The sequence below is a fragment of the Pseudomonas sp. p1(2021b) genome, from assembly GCF_020151015.1.
GTDB classification, from domain to species: Bacteria; Pseudomonadota; Gammaproteobacteria; order Pseudomonadales; family Pseudomonadaceae; genus Aquipseudomonas; species Aquipseudomonas putida_K.
Genome location: NZ_CP083746.1, coordinates 201,053 through 223,263, shown reverse-complemented (window position 1 = coordinate 223,263; position 22,211 = coordinate 201,053). Strand labels below are relative to the sequence as shown.

At 63.3% G+C, this 22,211-nt stretch carries 17 protein-coding genes; 6 read left to right on the top strand and 11 right to left on the bottom strand.

Going from position 1 to position 22,211, the window contains the following annotated elements:
- The first annotated feature begins 60 nt into the window (after nt 1–60).
- Nucleotides 61–1,221: an AAA family ATPase gene (locus K8374_RS00980; protein WP_224457615.1), complete on the top strand. Its 1,161-nt coding sequence runs from the start codon at nt 61–63 to the stop codon at nt 1,219–1,221.
- A 108-nt stretch (nt 1,222–1,329) separates the two neighbouring features.
- Here K8374_RS00980 and K8374_RS00975 read toward each other — a convergent pair whose 3' ends face one another.
- From K8374_RS00975 to K8374_RS00945, 7 genes are all read right to left on the bottom strand, one after another.
- The gene (locus K8374_RS00975) at nt 1,330–2,223 is read right to left on the bottom strand and encodes an ABC transporter permease subunit (RefSeq protein WP_224457614.1); all 894 of its coding nucleotides are present in this window, start codon (nt 2,221–2,223) and stop codon (nt 1,330–1,332) included.
- Nucleotides 2,220–3,140 carry an ABC transporter permease subunit gene (locus K8374_RS00970; RefSeq protein ID WP_224457613.1) on the bottom strand — a complete coding sequence of 307 codons (921 nt, stop codon included), beginning with the start codon at nt 3,138–3,140 and terminating at the stop codon, nt 2,220–2,222. The genes K8374_RS00975 and K8374_RS00970 overlap by 4 nt, the downstream gene beginning before the upstream one ends.
- Nucleotides 3,137–4,279 carry a polyamine ABC transporter ATP-binding protein gene (potA, locus tag K8374_RS00965; protein ID WP_224457612.1) on the bottom strand — a complete coding sequence of 381 codons (1,143 nt, stop codon included), beginning with the start codon at nt 4,277–4,279 and terminating at the stop codon, nt 3,137–3,139. Before potA ends, K8374_RS00970 begins: the two co-directional genes overlap by 4 nt.
- A 73-nt stretch (nt 4,280–4,352) precedes the next feature.
- Complete coding sequence (locus K8374_RS00960; RefSeq protein ID WP_318010856.1) at nt 4,353–5,447, bottom strand: polyamine ABC transporter substrate-binding protein; 1,095 nt, start codon at nt 5,445–5,447, stop codon at nt 4,353–4,355.
- A gap of 162 nt (nt 5,448–5,609) precedes the next feature.
- Complete coding sequence (locus tag K8374_RS00955; protein ID WP_224457611.1) at nt 5,610–6,707, bottom strand: polyamine ABC transporter substrate-binding protein; 1,098 nt, start codon at nt 6,705–6,707, stop codon at nt 5,610–5,612.
- Nucleotides 6,708–6,876: 169 nt separating this feature from the next.
- Nucleotides 6,877–8,238, bottom strand: a complete 1,362-nt coding sequence (locus K8374_RS00950) for an aspartate aminotransferase family protein (RefSeq protein ID WP_224457610.1) — start codon at nt 8,236–8,238, stop codon at nt 6,877–6,879.
- A gap of 48 nt (nt 8,239–8,286) precedes the next feature.
- Nucleotides 8,287–9,645: a glutamine synthetase family protein gene (locus tag K8374_RS00945; RefSeq protein WP_084856531.1), complete on the bottom strand. Its 1,359-nt coding sequence runs from the start codon at nt 9,643–9,645 to the stop codon at nt 8,287–8,289.
- Nucleotides 9,646–10,312: 667 nt separating this feature from the next.
- Here K8374_RS00945 and K8374_RS00940 point away from each other — a divergent pair.
- Nucleotides 10,313–11,689 (top strand): glutamine synthetase family protein, encoded by a 1,377-nt coding sequence (locus K8374_RS00940; RefSeq protein ID WP_084856533.1) that lies wholly within the window; start codon nt 10,313–10,315, stop codon nt 11,687–11,689.
- 84 nt (nt 11,690–11,773) lie between these two features.
- On the opposite strand, the gene argA is transcribed toward K8374_RS00940, so the two are convergent.
- Together argA and argE are read right to left on the bottom strand one after the other, a co-directional pair.
- The gene (gene argA, locus K8374_RS00935) at nt 11,774–13,072 is read right to left on the bottom strand and encodes an amino-acid N-acetyltransferase (RefSeq protein WP_224457609.1); all 1,299 of its coding nucleotides are present in this window, start codon (nt 13,070–13,072) and stop codon (nt 11,774–11,776) included.
- A 127-nt stretch (nt 13,073–13,199) separates the two neighbouring features.
- The gene (argE, locus tag K8374_RS00930) at nt 13,200–14,342 is read right to left on the bottom strand and encodes an acetylornithine deacetylase (RefSeq protein ID WP_224457608.1); all 1,143 of its coding nucleotides are present in this window, start codon (nt 14,340–14,342) and stop codon (nt 13,200–13,202) included.
- A gap of 168 nt (nt 14,343–14,510) precedes the next feature.
- On the opposite strand from argE, the gene K8374_RS00925 reads away from it, so the two are divergent.
- Nucleotides 14,511–15,890, top strand: a complete 1,380-nt coding sequence (locus K8374_RS00925) for an inorganic triphosphatase (RefSeq protein ID WP_224457607.1) — start codon at nt 14,511–14,513, stop codon at nt 15,888–15,890.
- Nucleotides 15,891–15,991: 101 nt separating this feature from the next.
- Here K8374_RS00925 and K8374_RS00920 read toward each other — a convergent pair whose 3' ends face one another.
- Entirely contained in the window at nt 15,992–16,459 is a 468-nt protein-coding gene (locus K8374_RS00920; protein ID WP_224457606.1) for an Lrp/AsnC family transcriptional regulator, read from the bottom strand.
- Nucleotides 16,460–16,585: 126 nt separating this feature from the next.
- On the opposite strand from K8374_RS00920, the gene K8374_RS00915 reads away from it, so the two are divergent.
- From K8374_RS00915 to K8374_RS00905, 3 genes are all read left to right on the top strand, one after another.
- Complete coding sequence (locus tag K8374_RS00915) at nt 16,586–16,912, top strand: hypothetical protein (protein WP_224457605.1); 327 nt, start codon at nt 16,586–16,588, stop codon at nt 16,910–16,912.
- A gap of 182 nt (nt 16,913–17,094) precedes the next feature.
- Nucleotides 17,095–18,777, top strand: a complete 1,683-nt coding sequence (locus K8374_RS00910) for a GspE/PulE family protein (protein ID WP_224457604.1) — start codon at nt 17,095–17,097, stop codon at nt 18,775–18,777.
- Nucleotides 18,778–18,867: 90 nt separating this feature from the next.
- Nucleotides 18,868–19,188 (top strand): DUF2388 domain-containing protein, encoded by a 321-nt coding sequence (locus K8374_RS00905; protein ID WP_224457603.1) that lies wholly within the window; start codon nt 18,868–18,870, stop codon nt 19,186–19,188.
- 127 nt (nt 19,189–19,315) lie between these two features.
- On the opposite strand, the gene gcvP is transcribed toward K8374_RS00905, so the two are convergent.
- Nucleotides 19,316–22,189, bottom strand: a complete 2,874-nt coding sequence (gcvP, locus tag K8374_RS00900; protein WP_224457602.1) for an aminomethyl-transferring glycine dehydrogenase — start codon at nt 22,187–22,189, stop codon at nt 19,316–19,318.
- Nucleotides 22,190–22,211 lie beyond the last annotated feature (22 nt).

Below are 22,211 nucleotides of genomic sequence, written 5' to 3'. Positions count from 1 at the left end.
TCAAAACATTCGTAATCGAATCGGGGATACTTTCCACTCACTTGGACAAGGACAATGCCCATGCTCACTACCCTGGCCATCGCCAACTACCGCTCCATCAACCAGGTGGTCATGCCCCTAGGTCGGTTGAACGTGATCACCGGCGCCAACGGCAGCGGCAAGTCCAACCTCTACAAGGCCCTGCGCCTGTTGGCGGAAACAGCGCGAGGCGGGGTGGTCAACGCACTGGCCGCCGAAGGCGGGCTGGAATCGACATTCTGGGCCGGGCCGGAGAAGATCAGTCGGCGTATGCTCCGCGGCGAGGTACCCGTGCAGGGCGGGCCGCGCCAGCATGTACGGCGTTTGAAATTGGGCTTTTGCGACGAGGACTTCGGCTATGCCATCGGCCTCGGGCTGCCGGAGCCAAGCCGCTCGAAGTTCGCCCTCGATCCACAGATCAAGCATGAAGCGATATGGGCAGGCCCGGTATGCCGCCCCGCCAGTTTGCTGGTGGAGCGTAGCGCTGCCATGTGCCGCGCCCGCGCAGGGCGCCAGTGGCAGGTGAGGAGCCAACATATGACCGAGTTCGACAGCCTGTTCGACCAGGTAGGCAGCTTGCAGGACTCGCCTGAGGTACTGCACCTGCGCGAGCGCATCCGCAGTTGGCGTTTCTATGACCACTTCCGCACCGATGCCGAAGCCCCTGCCCGCCATGCCCGTCTGGGTACCCGCACGCCGGTGCTGCATCACGACGGCAAAGACCTGGCAGCAGCATTGCAGACCATCAAGGAGATCGGCGACTTCGAGGCCCTGCAGGCAGCGATCAGCGATGCCTTCCCCGGCTCGTACATCGGCATCGATGCCACGCCCGGCGGCCTGTTCAGCCTGCACTTCCAGCAGGCGGGGCTACTGCGCCCCTTGAGTGCGGCGGAGCTGTCCGACGGCACCCTGCGCTACTTGCTGCTGATAGCCGCGCTGCTGACCCCCAGGCCACCCAGCCTGATGGTGCTCAACGAACCGGAGACCAGCCTGCACCCGGACCTGCTGCCCGCCCTGGCGCGGCTGATCCGGCGAGCATCGCAACAGTGCCAGGTCTGGGTGGTGTCCCATGCCCCACGGTTGGTGGCGGCGCTGGAGGAAGACGAGACATGCAATTCGATCCGTCTGCACAAGGAGCTGGGGCAGACAGCGATCGTCGGGCAGGGGATGCTTGACGAACCGGCCTGGAACTGGCCGGATTGAATCACAAGGACACCTGACGCAATCGCGGGGCAAGCCCGCTCTCACAGGCGCTGTACCTGTAGGAGCGGGCTTGCCCCGCGATGGACCGCGTAGCGGCCCCAGGATGGCTCAGGCGGACGCTGCGACCTGGGTCGGGCGTTTCACCTGGGTCGACTGGACATTGGCGGCGGCGCCTTCCTCGATTGCCTGCTGGATAGCGCGGCGACGGCGTTCTTCGGCGCGGCGGCTGAAGTACCAGATCAGGAAGGTCATCAGCGACACCGACAGCAGGATCAGGCTGGCCACGGCGTTGATCTCCGGCTTCACGCCCAGGCGTACGGCGGAGAACACTTCCATCGGCAAGGTGGTCGAGCCTGGCCCGGATACGAAGCTGGCCAACACCAGGTCGTCCAGCGACAGGGCGAAGGACATCATGCCGCCCGCCGCCAGCGACGGCGCGATCATCGGGATGGTGATCAGGAAGAACACCTTCCACGGCTTGGCGCCCAGGTCCATGGCAGCCTCTTCGATGGACAGGTCCAGCTCGCGCAGGCGCGCCGACACCACCACCGCCACATAGGCAGCACAGAAGGTGGTATGGGCGATCCAGATGGTGACGATGCCGCGCTCCTGCGGCCAGCCGATCATCTGCGCCATGGCCACGAACAGCAGCAGCAGCGACAGGCCGGTGATCACCTCGGGCATCACCAGCGGCGCGGTGACCAGGCCACCGAACAGCGTGCGCCCCTTGAAGCGGGTCACCCGGGTCAGCACGAAGGCTGCCAGGGTGCCCAGCGCCACAGCAGCGACCGCGGTATAGCAGGCGATCTCCAGCGAGCGCATCACCGAGCCCATCAGCTGGGCGTTGTCGAGCAGGCCGACGTACCACTTCACCGACCAGCCGCCCCACACCGTCACCAGCTTCGAGGCGTTGAACGAATAGATCACCAGGATCAGCATCGGCAAGTAGATGAACAGCAAGCCGAGCACCAGCATCAGCTTGGAGAAACTGAAGCGCTTCATGCCCTGCCCTCCATTTCTTTGGCCTGGCTGCGGTTGAACAGCAGGATGGGCACGATCAGGATCGCCAGCATCACCACCGCCAGGGCGGATGCCACCGGCCAGTCACGGTTGTTGAAGAATTCCTGCCACAGCACCTTGCCGATCATCAGGGTTTCCGGGCCGCCGAGCAGTTCCGGGATCACGAACTCGCCCACCACCGGGATGAACACCAGCATGCAGCCGGCGATGATGCCGTTCTTCGACAACGGTACGGTGATCTTCCAGAAGCTATTGAATGTGCTCGAACCCAGGTCGCTGGCCGCCTCGAGCAGGCTCGCGTCGTGCTTGACCAGGTTGGCGTACAGCGGAAGGATCATGAACGGCAAGTACGAATAGACCACGCCGATGTATACCGCCAGGTTGGTATTGAGGATCTGCAAGGGCTGGTCGATCAGGCCGGTCCACAGCAGGAAGCCATTGAGCAGGCCGTTGTTGCTGAGGATGCCCATCCACGCGTAGACGCGGATCAGGATCGCAGTCCAGGTGGGCATCATGATCAGCAGCAGCAGGACGGTTTGCGTCTCCTTGCGTGCGTTGGCGATGGCGTAGGCCATCGGGTAGCCGATCAGCAGGCATAGCAGGGTGCTGAAGAACGCCATCTTCAGCGAGCCGAGGTAGGCCGAGATGTACAGCTCGTCCTCGGTCAACAGGCCGTAGTTGGCCATGTTGAGCACCAGCTGGATCTTGTCCTCGACGTAGCTGTAGATCTCCGTGTAAGGCGGGATCGCCACGTCGGCTTCGGCGAAGCTGATCTTCAACACGATGAAGAACGGCAGCATGAAGAACAGGAACAGCCAGATGAACGGCACGCCGATCACCAGGTGGCGCCCCTCCGGGGTGACCTTGTTGAGCGCTCGCTTGAGCTTGCGGATGTTCATGAGCGCAGTACCACGCCGCTGTCGTCTTCCCACCACACGTACACGTCGTCACCCCAGGTCGGGCGGGTGCCCTGACGCTCGGCGTTGGCGACGAACGACTGCACGACCTTGCCGCTGGGCAGCTCGACGTAGAACACCGAGTGGCCACCCAGGTAGGCGATGTCGTGGACTTTGCCACGCGACCAGTTGTACTGGCAGGTCGGCTGCTCGGTGGTCACCAGCAGCTTTTCGGGGCGCAGGGCATAGGTGATGTGCTTGTCTTCGACCGAGGTCGTGACACCGTGGCCGACATAGATATTGCGCTCGAGCTCCGGGCTGGCGATCAAGGCGTGGCCCTCGGCATCGTCGACCACTTCGCCGTCGAACAGGTTGACGTTGCCGATGAACTCGCAGACCAGGCGGCTGGTCGGGGTCTCGTAGACGTCCACCGGGCTGCCGATCTGGGCGATCCAACCCAGGTGCATGATGGCGATGCGCTCGGCCATGGTCATGGCCTCTTCCTGGTCGTGGGTCACCATCACGCAGGTCACGCCCACGCGCTCGATGATTTCCACCAGTTCCAGTTGCATCTGCGAACGCAGCTTCTTGTCCAGGGCGCCCATCGGCTCGTCGAGCAGCAACAGCTTGGGGCGCTTGGCCAGGGAGCGGGCCAGGGCCACGCGCTGGCGCTGGCCGCCGGAGAGCTGGTGCGGCTTACGCTTGGCGTACTGGGTCATGTGCACCAGCTTGAGCATCTCGGCCACGCGGGCCTCGATCTCGGCCTTGGGCATCTTGTCCTGCTGCAGGCCGAAGGCGATGTTCTGCGCCACGGTCATGTGCGGGAACAGCGCGTAGGACTGGAACATCATGTTGATCGGCCGCTCGTAGGGCGGCATGTCGGTGATGTCGACACCATCGAGGAAGATCCGCCCTTCGGTCGGACGCTCGAAGCCGGCCAGCATGCGCAGCAAGGTCGACTTGCCGGAGCCGGAGCCACCGAGCAGGGCGAAGATCTCGCCCTTGCGGATTTCCAGGGACACATCGTCCACGGCTACCGTTTCGTCGAACTTTTTCGTGACCCGGTCGATCTTGACCAGCACCTGCTTGGGTTGCTGGCCACCCTCGAGGGCTTTTTTATAGGCACCGGAGGCAACTGCCATGAGTGAAACTCCCAACAAGATTTTTTATGCCCGCACGCACGGCTTTCGCAACCGGCGTGGCGGGTCTGGATAGTTATTTGCCCGACTTGACCTTGGTCCAGCTGCGGGTCATCAGACGTTGCACCTTGGGTGGCAACTCGGCATTGACGAACATCTTGTCCAGCACTTCCTGCGGTGGGTAAACCGCGGCGTCAGTCCTCACGGCCTGGTCCATCAGGTCGCCAGCCTTGGGGTTCGGGTTGGCGTAACCGACATAATCGCTGACCTGGGCGATGACCTCAGGTTTCAGCAGATAGTTGATGAAGGCGTGGGCCTCCTTGACGTTGTTGGCGTCCTTGGGGATCGCCAGCACGTCGAACCAGAGGTTGCCGCCCTCCTTGGGGATGGCGTAGGCCAGCTTCACACCCTTGCCGGCTTCTTCGGCACGGGCCTTGGCCTGGAATACATCGCCGGAGAAGCCGGCGGCGACGCAGATATCGCCGTTGGCAAGGTCGGTGATGTATTTCGAGGAATGGAAGTAGGTCACGTAGGGACGTACGGCCTGCAGCTTCTGCTCGGCCTTCTGGTAGTCCTTGGCGTTGGTGCTGTTGGGGTCCAGGCCCATGTAGTTGAGCACCGCCGGCAGCATTTCGTCGGCCGAGTCGAGGAAGGCCACACCACACGTGGAGAGCTTCTTCATGTTCTCGGGCTCGAACAGCACGGCCCAGGAATCGATCGTGTCGGTGCCCAAGGCGGCCTTGACCTTCTCGACGTTGTAGCCGATGCCGTTGGTACCCCACAGGTAGGGCACGGCGTACTGATTGCCCGGATCGTTCTTCTCGAGGCGCTTCATCAGCGCAGGATCCAGGTTGGAATAATTGGGCAGCAGGCTGCGGTCGAGCTTCTGGAAAGCGCCCGCCTTGATCTGCTTGCCGAGGAAATGGTTGGACGGCACCACCACGTCATAGCCGGTGCGACCGGCCAGCAGCTTGCCTTCCAGGGTTTCGTTGGAATCGAAGACGTCGTACTTGGCCTCGATACCAGTTTCCTTGTGGAAATCGGCAAGGGTCGTCGGCCCGATGTAGTCCGACCAGTTGTAGATATGCACCGTCGGCGCTGCTTGGACGCCGAATGCCAGCGTCAGACCCGCTCCAGCCATCATGGCCTTGCGAAATAAGGAAATAGACAAGTGGGTGGTCCTCACGATCAGTGCCTCCAGGTGCCGGCGCGACGCCGCCGTACACGCAAAACCGGCGCGCAACTTACCTTCGCTGCATCGATGCCGCAAACTAAATTGCCTTGCATGCCTTCTGGGCCGGGGAAGCCCGGCCCAGAAGGCTTCGAGACGGGCTTACTTGCCCGACTTGATCTTGGTCCAGCTGCGGGTGATCAAGCGCTGTGCGCTGGCTTCAGGTGCAGCGATCGCATACAGCTGCTTCTTCACCTCGGCAGGCGGATAGATGCTCGGATCGCTGGTGATTTCCTTGTCCACGAACGGGGTGGCCGCCTTGTTGCCGTTCGGGAAGCGTACGGCGTTGGTGATCTCGGCCATGACCTCCGGCTGCATCAGGAAGTCCATGAACTTGTAGGCTGCATCCTTGTGCTCGGCATCCTTAGGGATGGCGACCATGTCGTAGAAGGTACCGGCACCTTCCTTCGGAATGATGTAGTCGACCTTGACCTTGTCGCCTGCTTCGTGGGCGCGGGCCTTGGACTGCTCCAGGTCGCCCGAGTAACCGACGGCTACGCAGATGTTGCCGTTGGCCATGTCGCCGATGTACTTGGAGGAGTGGAAGTAGGTGATCGAAGGACGAACGCTCAGGAACAGTTCCTCGGCCTTCTTCAGGTCTTCTTTCTTGGTGCTGTTGCTCGGCAGGCCGAGGTAGTGCAGCGCCGCCGGGATCATTTCGGTCGGGGCGTCGAGGAAGCTCACACCGCAGCTCTTGAGCTTGGCGATGTTCTCAGGCTTGAACACGGCATCCCAGGAGTCGATCTTGTCCACGCCCAGCGCGGCCTTGACCTTCTCCGGGTTATAGCCGATGCCGATGGAGCCCCACATGTACGGGAAGGCATGCTTGTTGCCCGGATCGCTGGCATCGCCCACGGCCTTGAGCAGGTCCTCGTCCAGGTTCTTCCAGTTCGGCAACTTGGAACGGTCCAGTTCCTCGTAGACGCCCGCTTTGATCTGCTTGGCCAGGAAGTTGTTGGACGGCACGACCACGTCATAACCCGACTTGCCGGCCAGCAACTTGGCTTCCAGGGTTTCGTTGCTGTCGAAGACGTCGTACTTGACCTTGATGCCGCTTTGTTTCTCGAACTTGGCGATGGTGTCCGGTGCGATGTAGTCCGACCAGTTGTAGACGTTCAATACCTTGTCTTCAGCCTGAACAGCGGTTGCCATGGCACCCATCAGGGCCGTGGCCAGCAACGTCTTGCCCAATTTCTTCATGCGAAATGCTCCAGAATTTATTATCAAGCCATCTGTTCAGCAGCCAAGATCCCACGGTACAGCGCTGGGCGACTGAAACAGTCGCTAGTCTGGCAAGTTACAAGGCGCTGTTTCAAGAAAAGCAGGGCCTTGTAACCGCTTAATGTCACATCGCTAGCCTAGCAAACGGCTAGCGCACCGCTTCATAGGTCAGGTCCAGGCACTTGCGCGCCTTTTCCACCAGTTCATCGATCTCGTCGCGGCTGATCACCAAAGGTGGCGCGATGATCATGGTGTCGCCCACTGCACGCATCACCAGACCGTTGTCGAAGCAATGCTGGCGGCAGATCATGCCAACGCCCTTGCCCTCGAAGCGGCTGCGGGTGGCCTTGTCCTTGACCAGCTCGATCGCGCCGAGCAGGCCCAGGCCGCGAACCTCGCCCACCAGCGGGTGATCCAGAAGCTCACGCAGACGCTTTTGCAAATAGGGTGCCGTGTCTGCCTTGGCGCGCTCGATAATTTTCTCGTCACGCAGGATGCGCAGGTTTTCCAGGCCCACGGCAGCCGCGACCGGGTGGCCGGAGTAGGTGAAGCCGTGGTTGAAGTCACCGCCTTCGGCGAGCACCTTGGCCACTTCGTCACGAACGATCACACCCCCCATGGGGATGTAACCGGAGGTCAAGCCCTTGGCGATGGTCATCAGGTCGGGCGCAAGGCCGTAGTAGTCGGAGCCGAACCATTCGCCGGTGCGACCGAAGCCGCAGATCACTTCGTCGGCGACGAACAGGATGTCGTACTTGGCGAGGATTTCCTTGATCTTCGGCCAGTAGGTCTCAGGCGGGATGATCACCCCACCTGCACCCTGGATCGGCTCGGCGATGAAGGCGGCGACGTTGTCCTCGCCGACTTCCAGGATCTTCTTCTCCAGCTGCTCGGCGGCCCAGACGCCGAACTCGTCCGGCGTCATGTCGCCACCTTCACCGAACCAGTACGGCTGGGGAATATGCACGATGCCGGGGATCGGCAGGCCGCCCTGCTCGTGCATGCCGCTCATGCCGCCGAGGCTGGCGCCGGCGACGGTGGAGCCATGGTAGCCATTGATGCGACCGATGATGGTCTGCTTGCCGGGCTTGCCCTTGAGCGCCCAGTAATGGCGCACCATGCGCAGCACGGTGTCATTGCCTTCGGAGCCGGAGCCGGTGAAGAACACATGGGTCATGCCCTTGGGCGCCACGTCGGTGATCGCTTTGGCCAGCTCCAGCGCCGGTGGGTGGGCGGTCTGGAAGAACAGGTTGTAGTACGGCAGTTCACGCATCTGTTTTTCCGCCGCCTGCACCAGTTCCTCGCGACCATAGCCGACCGCCACGCACCACAGGCCCGCCATGCCGTCGAGGATCTTGTGCCCCTCGCTGTCCCACAAGTGCACGCCCTGGGCCTTGGTGATGATGCGCGGCCCTTTTTCCTTCAGCTGCTTGTAGTCGCTGAAGGGAGCCAGGTGGTGCTCACCGCTCAAGGTTTGCCATTCACGGGTTTGCGGGTTGTTGACGCTCATGGGCTTCTCCGTTATCCGACAGCCGCGCTCCAGCGGCCCCAGGGTTGATCAGACGGCAAACAGCAGGAACTCGCGTTCCCAGGAGCTGATTACCCGTTTGAAGTTCTCGTGTTCGGCACGCTTGGTGGCGACGTAGCCGGTGATGAATTTCTTGCCCAGGTACTGGTCCAGGGCGCGGCAGTTCTCCATCCGCTCCAGGGCATCCTCGATGGTCAGCGGCAGGCGCAGGTTGCGCCGCTCATAGCCGCGCCCCTGGACCGGCGCGCTGGCGCCGATCCCCTCGACCATGCCGATATAGCCGCACAGGAGGCTCGCGGCGATGGCCAGGTAGGGGTTGGCGTCGGCGCCTGGCAGGCGGTTCTCCACGCGGCGGTTCTGCGGGCCGGCATCCGGCACGCGCAGGCCTACGGTGCGGTTTTCCTCGCCCCATTCGACGTTCACCGGTGCCGAGGTATCCGGCAGGAAGCGGCGGAACGAGTTGACGTTGGGGGCGAACAGCGGCAGCGCTTCGGGGATGAACTTCTGCAACCCACCGATGTGGTGCAGGAACAGCTCGCTCATGCTGCCGTCATCGTTGGAAAAGATGTTCTTGCCGGTGGCCACGTCGATCACGCTCTGGTGCAGGTGCATGGCGCTGCCCGGCTCGCCGGTCATGGGCTTGGCCATGAAGGTCGCGGCCACGTTGTGCTTGAGCGCCGCCTCGCGCATGGTGCGCTTGAACACCAGGATCTGGTCGGCCAGGTGCAGGGCGCTGCCGTGACGGAAGTTGATCTCCATCTGCGCCGTGCCGTCCTCGTGGATCAATGTATCCAGGTCCAACTGCTGCAGTTCGCACCAGTCGTAGACATCCTCGAACAGTGGGTCGAATTCGTTGGCGGCCTCGATGGAGAACGACTGGCGACCGGTTTCCGGGCGGCCGGAGCGGCCTACCGGTGGCTGCAACGGGAAGTCCGGGTCTTCGCTGCGCTTGGTCAGGTAGAACTCCATTTCCGGCGCGACGATCGGCTGCCAGCCTTTGTCGGCGTATAGCTTGAGGACCTTCTTGAGCACGTTGCGCGGCGACAGCTCGACCGGGTTGCCCTTCTTGTCGTAGGTGTCGTGGATCACCTGGGCGGTCGGCTCGATCGCCCAAGGGACGAGGAACACCGCGTTCTCGTCGGGGCGGCAGATCATGTCGATGTCGGCCGGGTCGAGCAGTTCGTAATAGATGTCGTCGTCGACATAGTCGCCGGTGACCGTCTGCAGCAGCACGCTCTCGGGCAGGCGCATGCCTTTTTCGGCGATGAACTTGTTGGTCGGCGAAATCTTGCCGCGGGTGATGCCGGTCAGGTCGCTGATCAGGCATTCCACTTCGGTGATCTTGTGCTCTTTCAACCAATCGGTGAGCTGGTCGAGGTTGTTACTCATAAATACCTCAGGAGGTAATGTGGCCCGGCTGATGAAGGTCGGGCGCCGCTGACGTCTGGCGTCGATCAAGGCGGGCGCTGCCTGGCTGCAAGTGCCTTGGCAGACCCGCGCCTTGATTCTGGATGCAGTGCTTGGCTAAAGCAAAAGCCCATGCACGGGACGGCAGCGGATACACTCGAAACAAGGTTGTCCGTGAAGCGAATGAAGGGCAGAAAAGCGAAAAGTCGTGCAGGAAACTGCTACGAAAGGAGGATGATCCGGGCCAGCCGTCAATTATTGCGAGCAGCGCACGCGCACCGGCTCCAAAGCGGGCCATGCCCTCGCGACGAATGCTGGGGGTACCTGACAGCGCGGCGCGGGCAGCGCTTGCAGGTCGCGGCAAGCGGACCATATGACCCTCGTATTATTGTGTTCTGGGTTGTGGCCGAGCTTAGCCTTGTTCATTTTTTTACACAACACCTCCGTAAAAAATAAAACACGCTCAGCGCGAGATAGCTCTTTGAGCCCAAAATAGCGGATAATGATTCGCCCCCAGATGCAGCATTTCTGCCGTTGCTGTGCCATTTAGGGGCATCATGGGGTTGGCTTGACTTCGCCAGGTCTTTCGGATTGACTGGGCTTGCAAGCCCCCCTTGATTGATATTTTTAACAACAAAGGTGTTGCATCATGTCGGTACCCCCGCGTGCCGTTCAGCTTAACGAAGCGAACGCGTTCCTTAAGGAACATCCTGAGGTTCTCTACGTTGACCTTCTGATTGCAGATATGAATGGTGTGGTGCGCGGTAAGCGCATCGAGCGCACCAGCCTCCACAAGGTTTACGAGAAAGGCATCAACCTGCCCGCCTCCCTCTTCGCCCTGGATATCAACGGTTCCACCGTCGAAAGCACCGGGCTCGGCCTGGACATCGGCGATGCCGACCGCATCTGTTACCCAATTCCCGGCACCCTTTCCAACGAACCCTGGCAAAAGCGCCCCACTGCCCAGTTGCTGATGACCATGCACGAGCTGGAAGGCGAGCCGTTCTTCGCCGACCCGCGCGAGGTCCTGCGCCAGGTGGTCAGCAAGTTCACCGAGATGGGCCTGACCATCTGCGCGGCGTTCGAGCTGGAGTTCTACCTCATCGACCAGGAGAACGTGAACGGTCGTCCGCAGCCGCCTCGCTCGCCGATTTCAGGCAAGCGCCCGCAGTCGACCCAGGTGTACCTGATCGACGACCTGGACGAATACGCCGACTGCCTGCAGGACATCCTCGAAGGCGCCAAGGAGCAAGGCATCCCGGCCGACGCCATCGTCAAGGAAAGCGCCCCGGCCCAGTTCGAGGTCAACCTGCATCACGTCGCCGACCCGCTCAAGGCCTGTGACTATGCGGTGCTGCTCAAGCGCTTGATCAAGAACATCGCCTACGACCATGAAATGGACACCACGTTCATGGCCAAGCCCTACCCGGGCCAGGCTGGCAACGGCCTGCATGTGCATATCTCCGTGCTGGACAAAGATGGCAACAACATCTTCACCAGCGAGGATCCCGAGCAGAACGCCGCGCTACGTCACGCGGTCGGCGGTGTGCTCGAGACCCTGCCCGCGTCCATGGCTTTCCTCTGCCCGAACGTCAACTCGTACCGCCGTTTCGGTGCGCAGTTCTATGTGCCGAACGCACCGAGCTGGGGCCTGGACAACCGCACCGTGGCCCTGCGCGTGCCGACCGGCTCGCCGGATGCCGTGCGCATCGAGCACCGCGTGGCTGGCGCCGACGCCAACCCGTACCTGATGATGGCTGCCGTGCTGGCCGGTGTGCACCATGGCCTGACCAACCAGATCGAGCCGGGCGAGCCGATCGAAGGCAACTCGTACGAGCAACTGGAGCAGAGCCTGCCGAACAACCTGCGCGACGCACTGCGTGAGCTGGACGACAGCGAAATCCTGAACAAGTACATCGATCCGAAGTACATCGACATCTTCGTCGCGTGCAAGGAAAGCGAGCTGGAGGAGTTCGAGCACTCGATCTCCGACCTCGAGTACAACTGGTACCTGCATACCGTGTAAACGAAAACGCCGCCCTCAGGGGCGGCGTTTTTCATTGGCGCCAGCCTCGATCCCCTGTAGGAGCGCAAGGCTGGCAGGTACCTACTACAACGGTTTCTCGAAGATCTTCGAATTACGCTGGTAGTTGTACAGCGAAGCCCTTGCGGCAGGCAGACGCTCCACACCGCTGGGCGCAAAGCCCCGTTCACGGAACCAGTGCGCGGTACGGGTCGTCAGTACGAACAAAGTGCTGAGCCCCTGCTGGCGCGCCCGGCTTTCGATGCGCTCGAGCAGCTCGTCCCCCCGCCCACCATGGCGATACTCCGGATTCACCGCCAGGCACGCTAGTTCCCCGGCGTCGGAGTCAGCGATCGGGTACAGCGCGGCGCAGGCGATGATCATGCCCTCGCGCTCGACCACGCTGAACTGCTCGATCTCCCGCTCCAGTACCTCGCGCGAACGCCGCACCAGAATGCCCTGCTCTTCCAGCGGGCTGATCAGCTCCAACAGACCGCCGACATCGTCGATGGTCGCCTCGCGCACGACCTCGAACTGCTCCTGGGACACCAACGTGCCGCCACCCTCGCGGGTGAACAGCTCGGTAAGCAGCGCGCCGTCCTCGGCATAGCTGACAATATGACTACGCGCCACGCCGCCCTTGCAGGCCTCGGCGGCAGCATCGAGCAGCTCGGCCTGGTAGTCGCTGCCCAGGCGCAGCAGGTGCGGTGCGACCTGCTGCGGCCGCAACTCGCGCACCAGCTTGCCGTGCTCATCCAGAAGGCCCGGCTCTGCACCGAACAGCAGCAGCTTGTCGGCCCCCAGCTCGATGGCGGCGCGGGTGGCGACGTCTTCGCAGGCCAGGTTGAAGATCTCGCCGGTAGGCGAGTAGCCCAGGGGCGAAAGCAGCACGATGGAGCGTTCGTCGAGCAGACGGTTGATACCCTTGCGGTCGATACGCCGCACCTCACCGGTATGGTGGTAGTCGATGCCTTCGAGCACGCCGATCGGGCGGGCGGTGACCAGGTTGCCGGACGCCACCCGCAGCCGCGAGCCCTGCATCGGCGAAGCGGCGATGTCCATGGACAACCGCGCTTCGATGGCCAGGCGCAAGGCACCGACGGCATCGATCACGCAATCAAGGGTCGCTGCATCGGTGATGCGCATGCCACGGTGATAGTGCGGCGTCAGCCCACGGGTGGCCAGGCGGCTTTCGATCTGCGGGCGCGAGCCATGCACAAGCACCAGCCGCACACCCAGGCTGTGCAACAGCACCAGGTCATGGACGATGTTGCCGAAATTGGGGTGTTCCACGCCATCGCCGGGAAGCATGACCACGAAGGTGCAATCGCGATGGGCATTGATATAGGGGGACGCATGGCGTAGCCAGTTGACGTATTCGGGCATGACAGGGCCTGTGGATAAGTGAACGGAGAACGGCGAAGCAAACGGCGGCGTTCAAAATCATCGTCGGAACAGGCTTGCGGTCACGCGCGGTCTCCTCTAGGCAGGAACGAATCAGGTCAATGGACGTTTAGCTCAGGCAATAGTGCCGGATCAGGTCACGCAATAGACGCACGGTAGGCTCGATTCGTGACATTTCAAGGTATTCGCCGGGTTGGTGCGCACAGGCAATGTCGCCAGGGCCGAGCACGATGGTCTGGCAACCCAGCTGCTGAAGATAAGGTGCTTCGGTGCCAAAGGCCACCGCTTCGGCACGATGCCCGGTAAGACGCTCGGCCAGTTGCACCAGCTCGGTATCGGCCGGCTGCTCGAAGGGCGGCACCTCCGGGAACAGTGGCGCGTAGTCGATACGCACCTCCAGGCGCTCGGCCACCGGTACCAGCTTCTCGCGGATGGCCGCGCGCAACTGGGCGACGTCCATGCCCGGCAAGGGGCGCAAGTCGAACTCCAGGGCGCACTGGCCGCAGATGCGGTTGGGGTTGTCACCGCCATGGATGCAGCCGAAGTTCAGGGTCGGGGTCGGCACGCTGAACTGCGGGTTGCGGTAGGCCTGCTGCCATTGCCGGCGCAAGCCCATCAGCTCGCCCATCACCGCGTGCATGGCCTCCAGGGCACTGTGCCCAAGGCTGGGGTCCGACGAATGGCCGCTGCGCCCGAGGATGTCGATACGGTCCATGAGGATGCCCTTGTGCATGCGGATCGGCCGCAGCCCGGTGGGCTCGCCGATCACCGCCGCGCGGCCCAGGGGCTGGCCAGCCTCGGCCAGGGCGCGTGCACCCGACATCGAGCTTTCTTCATCGCAGGTGGCGAGGATCAGCAAGGGTTGCTTGAAGTCATGCTCCAGCAACGGCAAGACCGCCTCGATGACCAGGGCGAAGAAGCCTTTCATGTCGCAACTGCCGAGGCCCACCCAACGGCCGTCGACCTCGGTCAGCTTGAGCGGGTCGCTGGTCCACAGCTGTTCATCATAGGGCACGGTGTCGCTGTGGCCGGCCAGGACCAGCCCGCCCGGGCCGCTGCCACGGCTGGCCAGCAGGTTGAACTTGCCGGGGGTCACCTGGCGAATTTCGCAGGCAAAGCCAAGGTCGCCCAGCCAGCCGGCCAACAGTTCGATGACCTGGCGGTTGGATTGGTCCAGCGCAGGCTGTGTGCAGCTGACCGAGGGCGCGGCGATCAAGGCGGTGAACTGGTCTTTCAGCGACGGCAACGGCATAGGCGCTCTCCTCGGGCTCGAGGCCCATCATAACAACGCATCCCAACCCCAGAACAACCACGTATTGCCGTGGGAGCGGGTTTACCCGCGAAGAAGCCTCCGCAACCCAACAGCCGAGAGCCGACTCCTGTAGACTGCACGCCAAAGATGCCCTCCTTCGAGCCTGCGATGCACAAAGAAACCGAACTCAAGCTCCGCGCCAGCCGCCAGACCCTGGCCGCCCTGCGCGAGCACCCCCTGCTGAAAAAGCGCAACAAGTCCGGCTGGCAGACCCGCGAGCTGCTCAACCAGTACTTCGACACGCCGGAGCGTGAACTCTCTGCAGCCCGGGTCGCCCTGCGCCTGCGCCGCGATGGCGAGGACGTCATCCAGACCCTCAAGTGCCGTGGCCAGAGCGTGGCCGGCCTGTCCGAGCGCAACGAGTACGAATGGCACCTGGACAAGGTCAAGCTCGACCTGAAGAAGCTCGACGACACCTGCTGGCCGGCGCAACTGGCGGGGCTGGACAAAAAGACCATCAAACCGCTGTTCACCACTGATTTTACCCGCGAATACGCCGAGATCGCCTGGGGCCGTGGCAAAGCCAAGGTGGTGATCGAAGCCGCCCTGGACCAGGGCTTCGTCATTGCCGGCAAGCGCAAGGAAGAAATCTGCGAGCTGGAACTGGAGCTACGCGAAGGCGCGCCCGAGGCGCTGCTCGAGCTCGCCGCCGAACTGGCCGCCAGCCTGCCCCTGATGCCGTGCGACATCAGCAAGGCCGAGCGTGGCTATCGCCTGCTCGAGCCCGACAGCTATGAGCTGAGCCTGCCGACCTCCCAGCTTGAAGCCGAAACCGCACTGGACGACGCCTTCGCCGCCCTCGCCTGGCAGTTGCTGGGCAGCAGCCAGCGCCTGGCCGAGCAGTACCGCCATAATGGCCATTGGAGCCTGCTGCAGGCGTGGGTGCAGTGCCTGGCAGAACTGCGCGCCCTGGTCAGCACCCTCGGCCAGGCTGCACCTCGGGCCACTACCCGTGAACTGCGCAGCCGCCTGGATGCACTCCTGGAAGATTGGCGCCCACTGGTGCAGGCCGGCAACGACGACGAAGATGTTCGCCGCGTCGCCCCCGAGCAGTTCGCCGAAGAACTGGAAGATACCCGTTGGGGCCAGTTCTCCCTGGAAACCTCGCGCTGGCTGTTGGCTCGCGCCTGGACCGAAGAGCGCAAAGGCCGTGGCGAACGCCAAGGTAAGGCGCACCTGGCCAGCTGGCTGGTGCACCTGCTCGGCGAGGAAGCCCGGGCACTGCAGTTGCCGTTGTACAAGCAGCGCCCCGAGGACCTGGCCGAACAGCTGCCGCGCATCGAGCGCCTGCAAGCCTGGCTGCACCATGCCCGCCAGGTGCTGGACGTACCGCAACTCGACCGCCTCTATGGCGAGCTGAACAAGCTTCACCAGCTGGCCGAGCAACCGTTGTCGGACGAGTTGCTGGAAGCCCGCGTCGAGCAGGCTCGCGCGGTGGACCAGAACCGCGCCTGGAAGTACCTGCTCAAGTCTGCGTCCACGCGTTGACCCAGTGGCCAACGGGGCTGCTTTGCAGCCCTTTCGCGGCACAAGGCCGTTCCTACATGACCCCCGCGTGACGCCGCCCTTGTAGGTGCGGCCCCTGCTGTCTAGACCAAGGGCAAGCTGGTCGTGGACTTGATCTCGGACAAGGCCACGATCGAATTGACCTCCTGGATGCCCGGCACATTCGACAGCTTCTCGAAGAAGAATCGCTCGTAGGCTTCGATGTCCGAGGTAACGATGCGCAGCAGGAAGTCCACCGAGCCCATCAGCACGTAACACTCCAGCACCTCCGGAAAACCGCGGATCGCCTCGGTGAACTCGGTGAAGTTCGAGCGCCCGTGCGCATTGAGCTTGACCTCAGCGAAGATCTGCGTGTTCAGGCCGACCTTCTTGCGGTCAAGCAGGGTCACCTGCCCGCGGATCACCCCTTCGTCCTTCAACCGCTGAATGCGCCGCCAGCAGGGCGATTGCGACAGCCCGACGCGTTCGGCGATCTGCGCGCTGGACAACGAAGCGTCTTCTTGCAGCAACGCCAGGATGCGCCGGTCATAGGCGTCCAGTTCGCCTTGCATGAATAATTCCTTTACCTATTTGAATTTGAATTGCTCAATTCGCCCCAGAGGGGAATTTATCGAATCATAGCGAAGAAATACCCCGGTCGACCTGCAAGAATTTCCCTCTCACAGATGGAGACCGGCATGAACGCACTCGAACGGCCCGACACCCCGCAACGCATCGACACCTGGGCCGCCAATGCCGCCCACGCCACCGTGCGCTATCGCCTGCAAGCCGAGGCCGAGCCGGACAGCCTGTGCCGCGTGCTCAACCTGTTCGCGCTGCAGTTCCTCACACCGCACAGCGTGCATGTGCAACAGCAGGATGACGTGCTGGGCATCGAGGTTGGCGTGGGTGGCCTGAGCTGGCACCGGGCCGAGGTCATCGCCCAGAAGCTGCGCAACCTGGTGTGCGTCGGCGAAGTCAGCTTGGAGAGCCTACCGCGCATAACTGGCCTGGCGGCGGGTTGAGCTGCCGCCTCATCACGGGACAAGCCCACAAGGACTGCGTAGCTTCACGGCTGGACTGGGTCTGTGGGAGCGGGCTTGCCCCGCGATGAAGTCGGCAAGATCCCGAAACCCTTTAACCCGCCTGCACCTTGTCCTGCCGGCTAGCCTTACCAGCACCGACCTACCTGGCAAGGAAGCCAAACATGTACACCGACGATACCCACGCCCTCGATCTGGGCCGGCTGCTCGATACCCTGCTGCTCGACCAGCGCCTGGACGCCAGCGATACCCTGCGCGTCCTCGAACAGCCCAGCGGCCAGCCAAGCCTCCACCCACTGGAACGTATCGCCAGCCTGGCCCTCGAGGATCGCCAGCGCCCTGGCAGGCGTCTGGACTTGGACACCCTCTGCCAGTGGCTCGCCAACAAGGCCAACCAGCCGTTCCTGCGCATCGACCCGCTGCAGGTCGACGTGCAGAAGGTCAGTGGGTTGATGTCCCCGGCTTTCGCCCAGCGCCATGGCATCCTTGCCGTGGCCGTGGACGACAACGGCGTCACGGTGGCCAGCGCCCAGCCCTACCAACGCGAATGGGAGGCAGACCTCACCCGAAGCCTGGGCAAGCCGGTACGGCGGGTACTGGCAAGCCCGGTGCAGATCCGTCAATTGGCCCAGACCTTCTTTCGCCTGGCCCACTCGGTCCAAGGCGCCCAGCACCAGCAGCCCACCGGCCTGGGAGAGCTGGAACAGTTGCTCGAACTGGGCCAGCGCCATACCGAAGCCAGTGCCGACGATGCGCATATCGTGCATATCGTCGACTGGATGCTGCAGTACGCCATCGAGCAAAGGGCCAGCGATATCCACCTCGAACCGCGCCGCGAGCAGGGGCAGCTGCGGTATCGCATCGACGGCCTGCTGCATGGGGTCTATGCCTTTCCCGCAGGTGTCACCCTGGCCCTGGTCAGCCGCCTGAAGCACCTGGGGCGTATGGACGTAGCTGAAAAACGCCGCCCCCAGGACGGTCGCCTGAAAAGCCGCCTGCCCAGTGGTGACGAAGTGGAGCTGCGTCTGTCCACCCTGCCCACGCCCTTCGGCGAGAAACTCGTGCTGCGCCTGTTCGACCCGCAACAGTTGCACCAGGACTTCGACCGCCTGGGCCTGGAGGGTGAGCAACTGCAGCAGTGGCAAACCCTGCTGGGCCACCGCCAGGGCATCCTGCTGGTCACAGGCCCCACCGGGTCGGGCAAGACCAGCACGCTCTACGCCAGCCTTCGGCAACTGGCCACGCCCCAGGTCAACCTGTGCACCATCGAAGACCCTATCGAGCGCCTGGAGCCGGCGTTCAACCAGTTGCAGGTCCAGCCGGGCCTGGACCTGGGCTTTGCCAACGGCGTGCGGGCCCTGCTGCGCCAGGACCCGGATATCATCATGATCGGCGAAATACGAGACCGCGAAACCGCACAGGTCGCGGTCCAGGCCGCACTGACCGGACACCTGGTGCTTTCCACGCTGCACACCGACGACGCCTGCAGCGCGATCACCCGTCTGCAAGAGCTAGGTGTGGCCGACTACCTGATCAAGGCCACGCTGCTCGGCGTCATGGCCCAGCGCCTGGTACGCACGCTATGTGTCGACTGCCGGGGTGCAGCGGCCCACGAAGCCCTGCCCTGCCGCACCTGCCGCGGCACCGGGTACCACGGTCGCACGGGCCTGTTCGAACTGTTGGCGCCCAGTGCACAGCTGCGCGCCAGCATCGGCCCGAGCTGCGACCTGGCCACCTTGCGACAACAGGCGCTTGCCGAAGGGCTGCAGGATCTGCGTCGTTGCGGCGAGGCGAAAGTCGATGCCGGCACAACCAGCCTGGCGGAGGTGCTACGCGTCTGCTCCTGAGGAAAAACCCTTGTATTCAGGGAACTTGCGTCACCTGGGCAAGATCAAAGCGGCCATCCCACAACCCTCACCATTCGAGGTGAATGCATCATGCGTCTCAAAACCGCCATCGCAGCCGCTGCCCTGCTCTCGCTGCCCCTCGGCTCCGCCATGGCCGATGATGAAACCTTCTGGCGCAACGTTATTTCTTCCGGCGCGACCACCGCATCGAGCTACCTGACCTCAGCCGACCACAAGATGGTCCTGGCCGCCCAGGACGACGCCGGCAGCTTCGTTGCCAGCGAAGGTGCAATCCGCGGCCCTTACCTGGAAGCTGCGATCCGCAAGGTACGCGCCGACAACCCAGGCATGAAGGCGAGCGACATGGAACTGGCCAACGCGATCCTGGCCAAGAACGCCGTCGTCGAATAACCCCACCGCCGGCCTATCAGGCTTCGCAGGTCGGTGTGGGAGTGGTTTACCCGCGAAAGCCGACACACAGTGTCTCTTTCTTCGCGGATAAATCCGCTCCCACAGGGCCGAAGAGAATCTCCCGCACTCAGCGGTACGCCTCCACCGGCACACACGCGCAAAACAGGTTCCTGTCGCCATACACGTTGTCGACCCGGTTCACCGCCGGCCAGTACTTGTGCTGCCGAACGTGGGCACTGGGGGCAACCGCCTGCTCCAGGCTGTACGGTCGCGTCCATGGCGCCAATACATCGGCCAAGGTATGCGGCGCATGCTTGAGCGGGTTGTCATCGGCCGGCCAGTTGCCCTCCTGCACTTGATCTATTTCCGCACGAATCGCCAGCATCGCCTCGACGAAACGGTCCAGCTCGGCCTTGGATTCGCTCTCCGTCGGTTCGACCATCAGCGTGCCCGGCACCGGGAACGACATGGTCGGCGCGTGGAAGCCGTAGTCCATCAGGCGCTTGGCGACATCTTCCTCGGTGATACCAGTCAGGGCCTTGAGGGGGCGCAGGTCGAGGATGCACTCATGGGCCACGCGCTCGTTGCGTCCACGGTAGAGCACCGGGAAGACCCCTTCGAGCCGGCGGGCCAGGTAGTTGGCCGAAAGAATCGCCACCTCGCTGGCGTCGGCCAGTTGCGGCCCCATCATGGCGATGTACATCCAGCTGATCGGCAGGATACTGGCACTGCCCCACGGGGCTGCGCTGACGGCACTGTTGTTCGGATCGAGCCCTGGTACCGGCACCACAGGGTGGCTGGCAACGAATGGTTTGAGGTGGGCGCGCACACCGATCGGCCCCATGCCCGGACCGCCCCCGCCGTGGGGGATGCAGAACGTCTTGTGCAAGTTCATGTGCGAGACGTCGGCACCGATGTCCGCCGGCCGCGCCAGGCCGACCTGGGCGTTGAGGTTGGCGCCATCCATGTACACCTGGCCACCGTGCTGGTGGATCACGTCGCAGATCTCGCGGATACCTTCTTCGTAAACCCCGTGGGTCGAGGGATAGGTGATCATCAGGCATGACAGCCGCGTGCCGGCCGCATGGGCCTTGGTCTTGAGGTCCTCGAGGTCGACGTTGCCAGCGTCGTCGCACTCGACGATCACCACTTCCATGCCGGCCATCTGTGCCGAGGCCGGGTTGGTGCCGTGGGCGGATGAAGGGATCAGGCACAAGGTTCGCTGCGGCTGGTGCCGGCTGTGGTGATAGCGGGTGATCGCCATCAGGCCGGCATATTCGCCCTGGGCGCCGGAATTGGGCTGCATGCAGATCGCATCGAAGCCGGTGATGGCGCACAACCAGCTTTCCAGTTCGTCGATCATGGCCTTGTAGCCCTGGGCCTGGGCCGCCGGAACGAACGGGTGCAACAGGGCGAAGCCAGGCCAGGTGATGGGGATCATCTCGCTGGTGGCGTTGAGCTTCATGGTGCAGGAACCCAGCGGGATCATCGACTGGTTCAGCGCCAAATCCTTGTTCTCCAGCTGCTTGAGGTAGCGCAGCATCTCGGTTTCGCTGTGGTGCAGGTTGAACACCGGGTGGGTGAGCAACGGCGTGCGCCGCACCAGCGCACCAGGGATGCCTTCGGGCAGGGCCTGGCCATCCAGCTCGGCGATGCTCAGGCCGTGGTCGACGCCCAGGAAGATATCGAACAGGCGCAGCACCGTGGCCTCGGTGCAGGTTTCGTCCAGGCTCACGCCCAGATGCCCGCGCCCGAGAATCCGCAAGTTGATGCGTGCGTCCTCGGCGCTCTCGATGATCGCCGCCTGGGCGCCACCGACCTCGAGGGTCAGGGTATCGAAGAAGTGCTGGTTCAAGCGCTTGATGCCTTTGGCTTGCAGGCCTGCGGCCAGGATGAAGGTCAGCCTATGCACCCGCTGTGCGATGCGTCGCAGCCCCTCCGGGCCGTGATAGACGGCATAGAAACCGGCGATATTGGCCAACAGCACCTGGGCCGTGCAGATGTTCGAGTTGGCCTTCTCGCGGCGGATATGCTGCTCGCGGGTCTGCAAGGCCATGCGCAGGGCCGTGTTGCCCCGGGCGTCGCGCGACACACCGATGATGCGCCCGGGCATGGCCCGCTTGTACTCGTCGCGGCAGGCAAAGTAGGCGGCATGGGGGCCGCCATACCCCATAGGCACGCCAAAGCGTTGGGTCGAGCCCAGCACCACATCGGCGCCCAGCTCGCCGGGCGGCGTGAGCACCACCAGGCTGAGGATGTCCGCGGCTACGCAGGCCAGGGCATGCTGGCCGTGCAACTGGTCGATCAGCGGGCGCAGGTCGCGCACCTCGCCGTGGGTATCCGGGTATTGCAGCAGGGCGCCGAACACCTGGTGCTTGCCCAGGTTGTCCACTGAGTCGACGACCAACTCGAAGCCGAAGCCTTCGGCACGCGTGCGCAGCACCGAGAGCGTCTGCGGGTGGCAGTGCTCGTCGGCGAAGAAGACATTGCTCTTGTTCTTGGCCACCCGCTTGGCCAGCGCCATGGCCTCGGCTGCCGCAGTGGCTTCGTCGAGCAGCGACGCGTTGGCCAGGGCCAGGCCCGTGAGGTCGATGACCATCTGCTGGAAGTTCAGCAGCGCCTCCAGGCGACCTTGGGCGATTTCCGGCTGGTAGGGCGTGTAGGCGGTGTACCAGCCGGGATTCTCCAGCACATTGCGCAGGATGACGGTTGGCGTGAGGGTGGCGTGGTAGCCCATGCCGATCAGGCTGGTCCACACCTGGTTCTGCTCGGCATAGCCGGCGAGCTTGGCCAGGGCGGCCTGTTCGTCCAGCGCAGGCGGCAGGTCGAGTGGGCGCCCGAGGCGAATGCCGGGTGGCACGGTCTGCTCGATCAACTCGGTGCGGCTGGCGACGCCCAGGGCGTCGAGCATGGCCTTCTGCTCCGAGGCATCAGGCCCCAGGTGACGACGCAGGAAGGGGTTGAGCTCTTGCAGTTGACTCAGCGATGGCGACTGGGACATGGCGACGATCTCTTCCTGGACC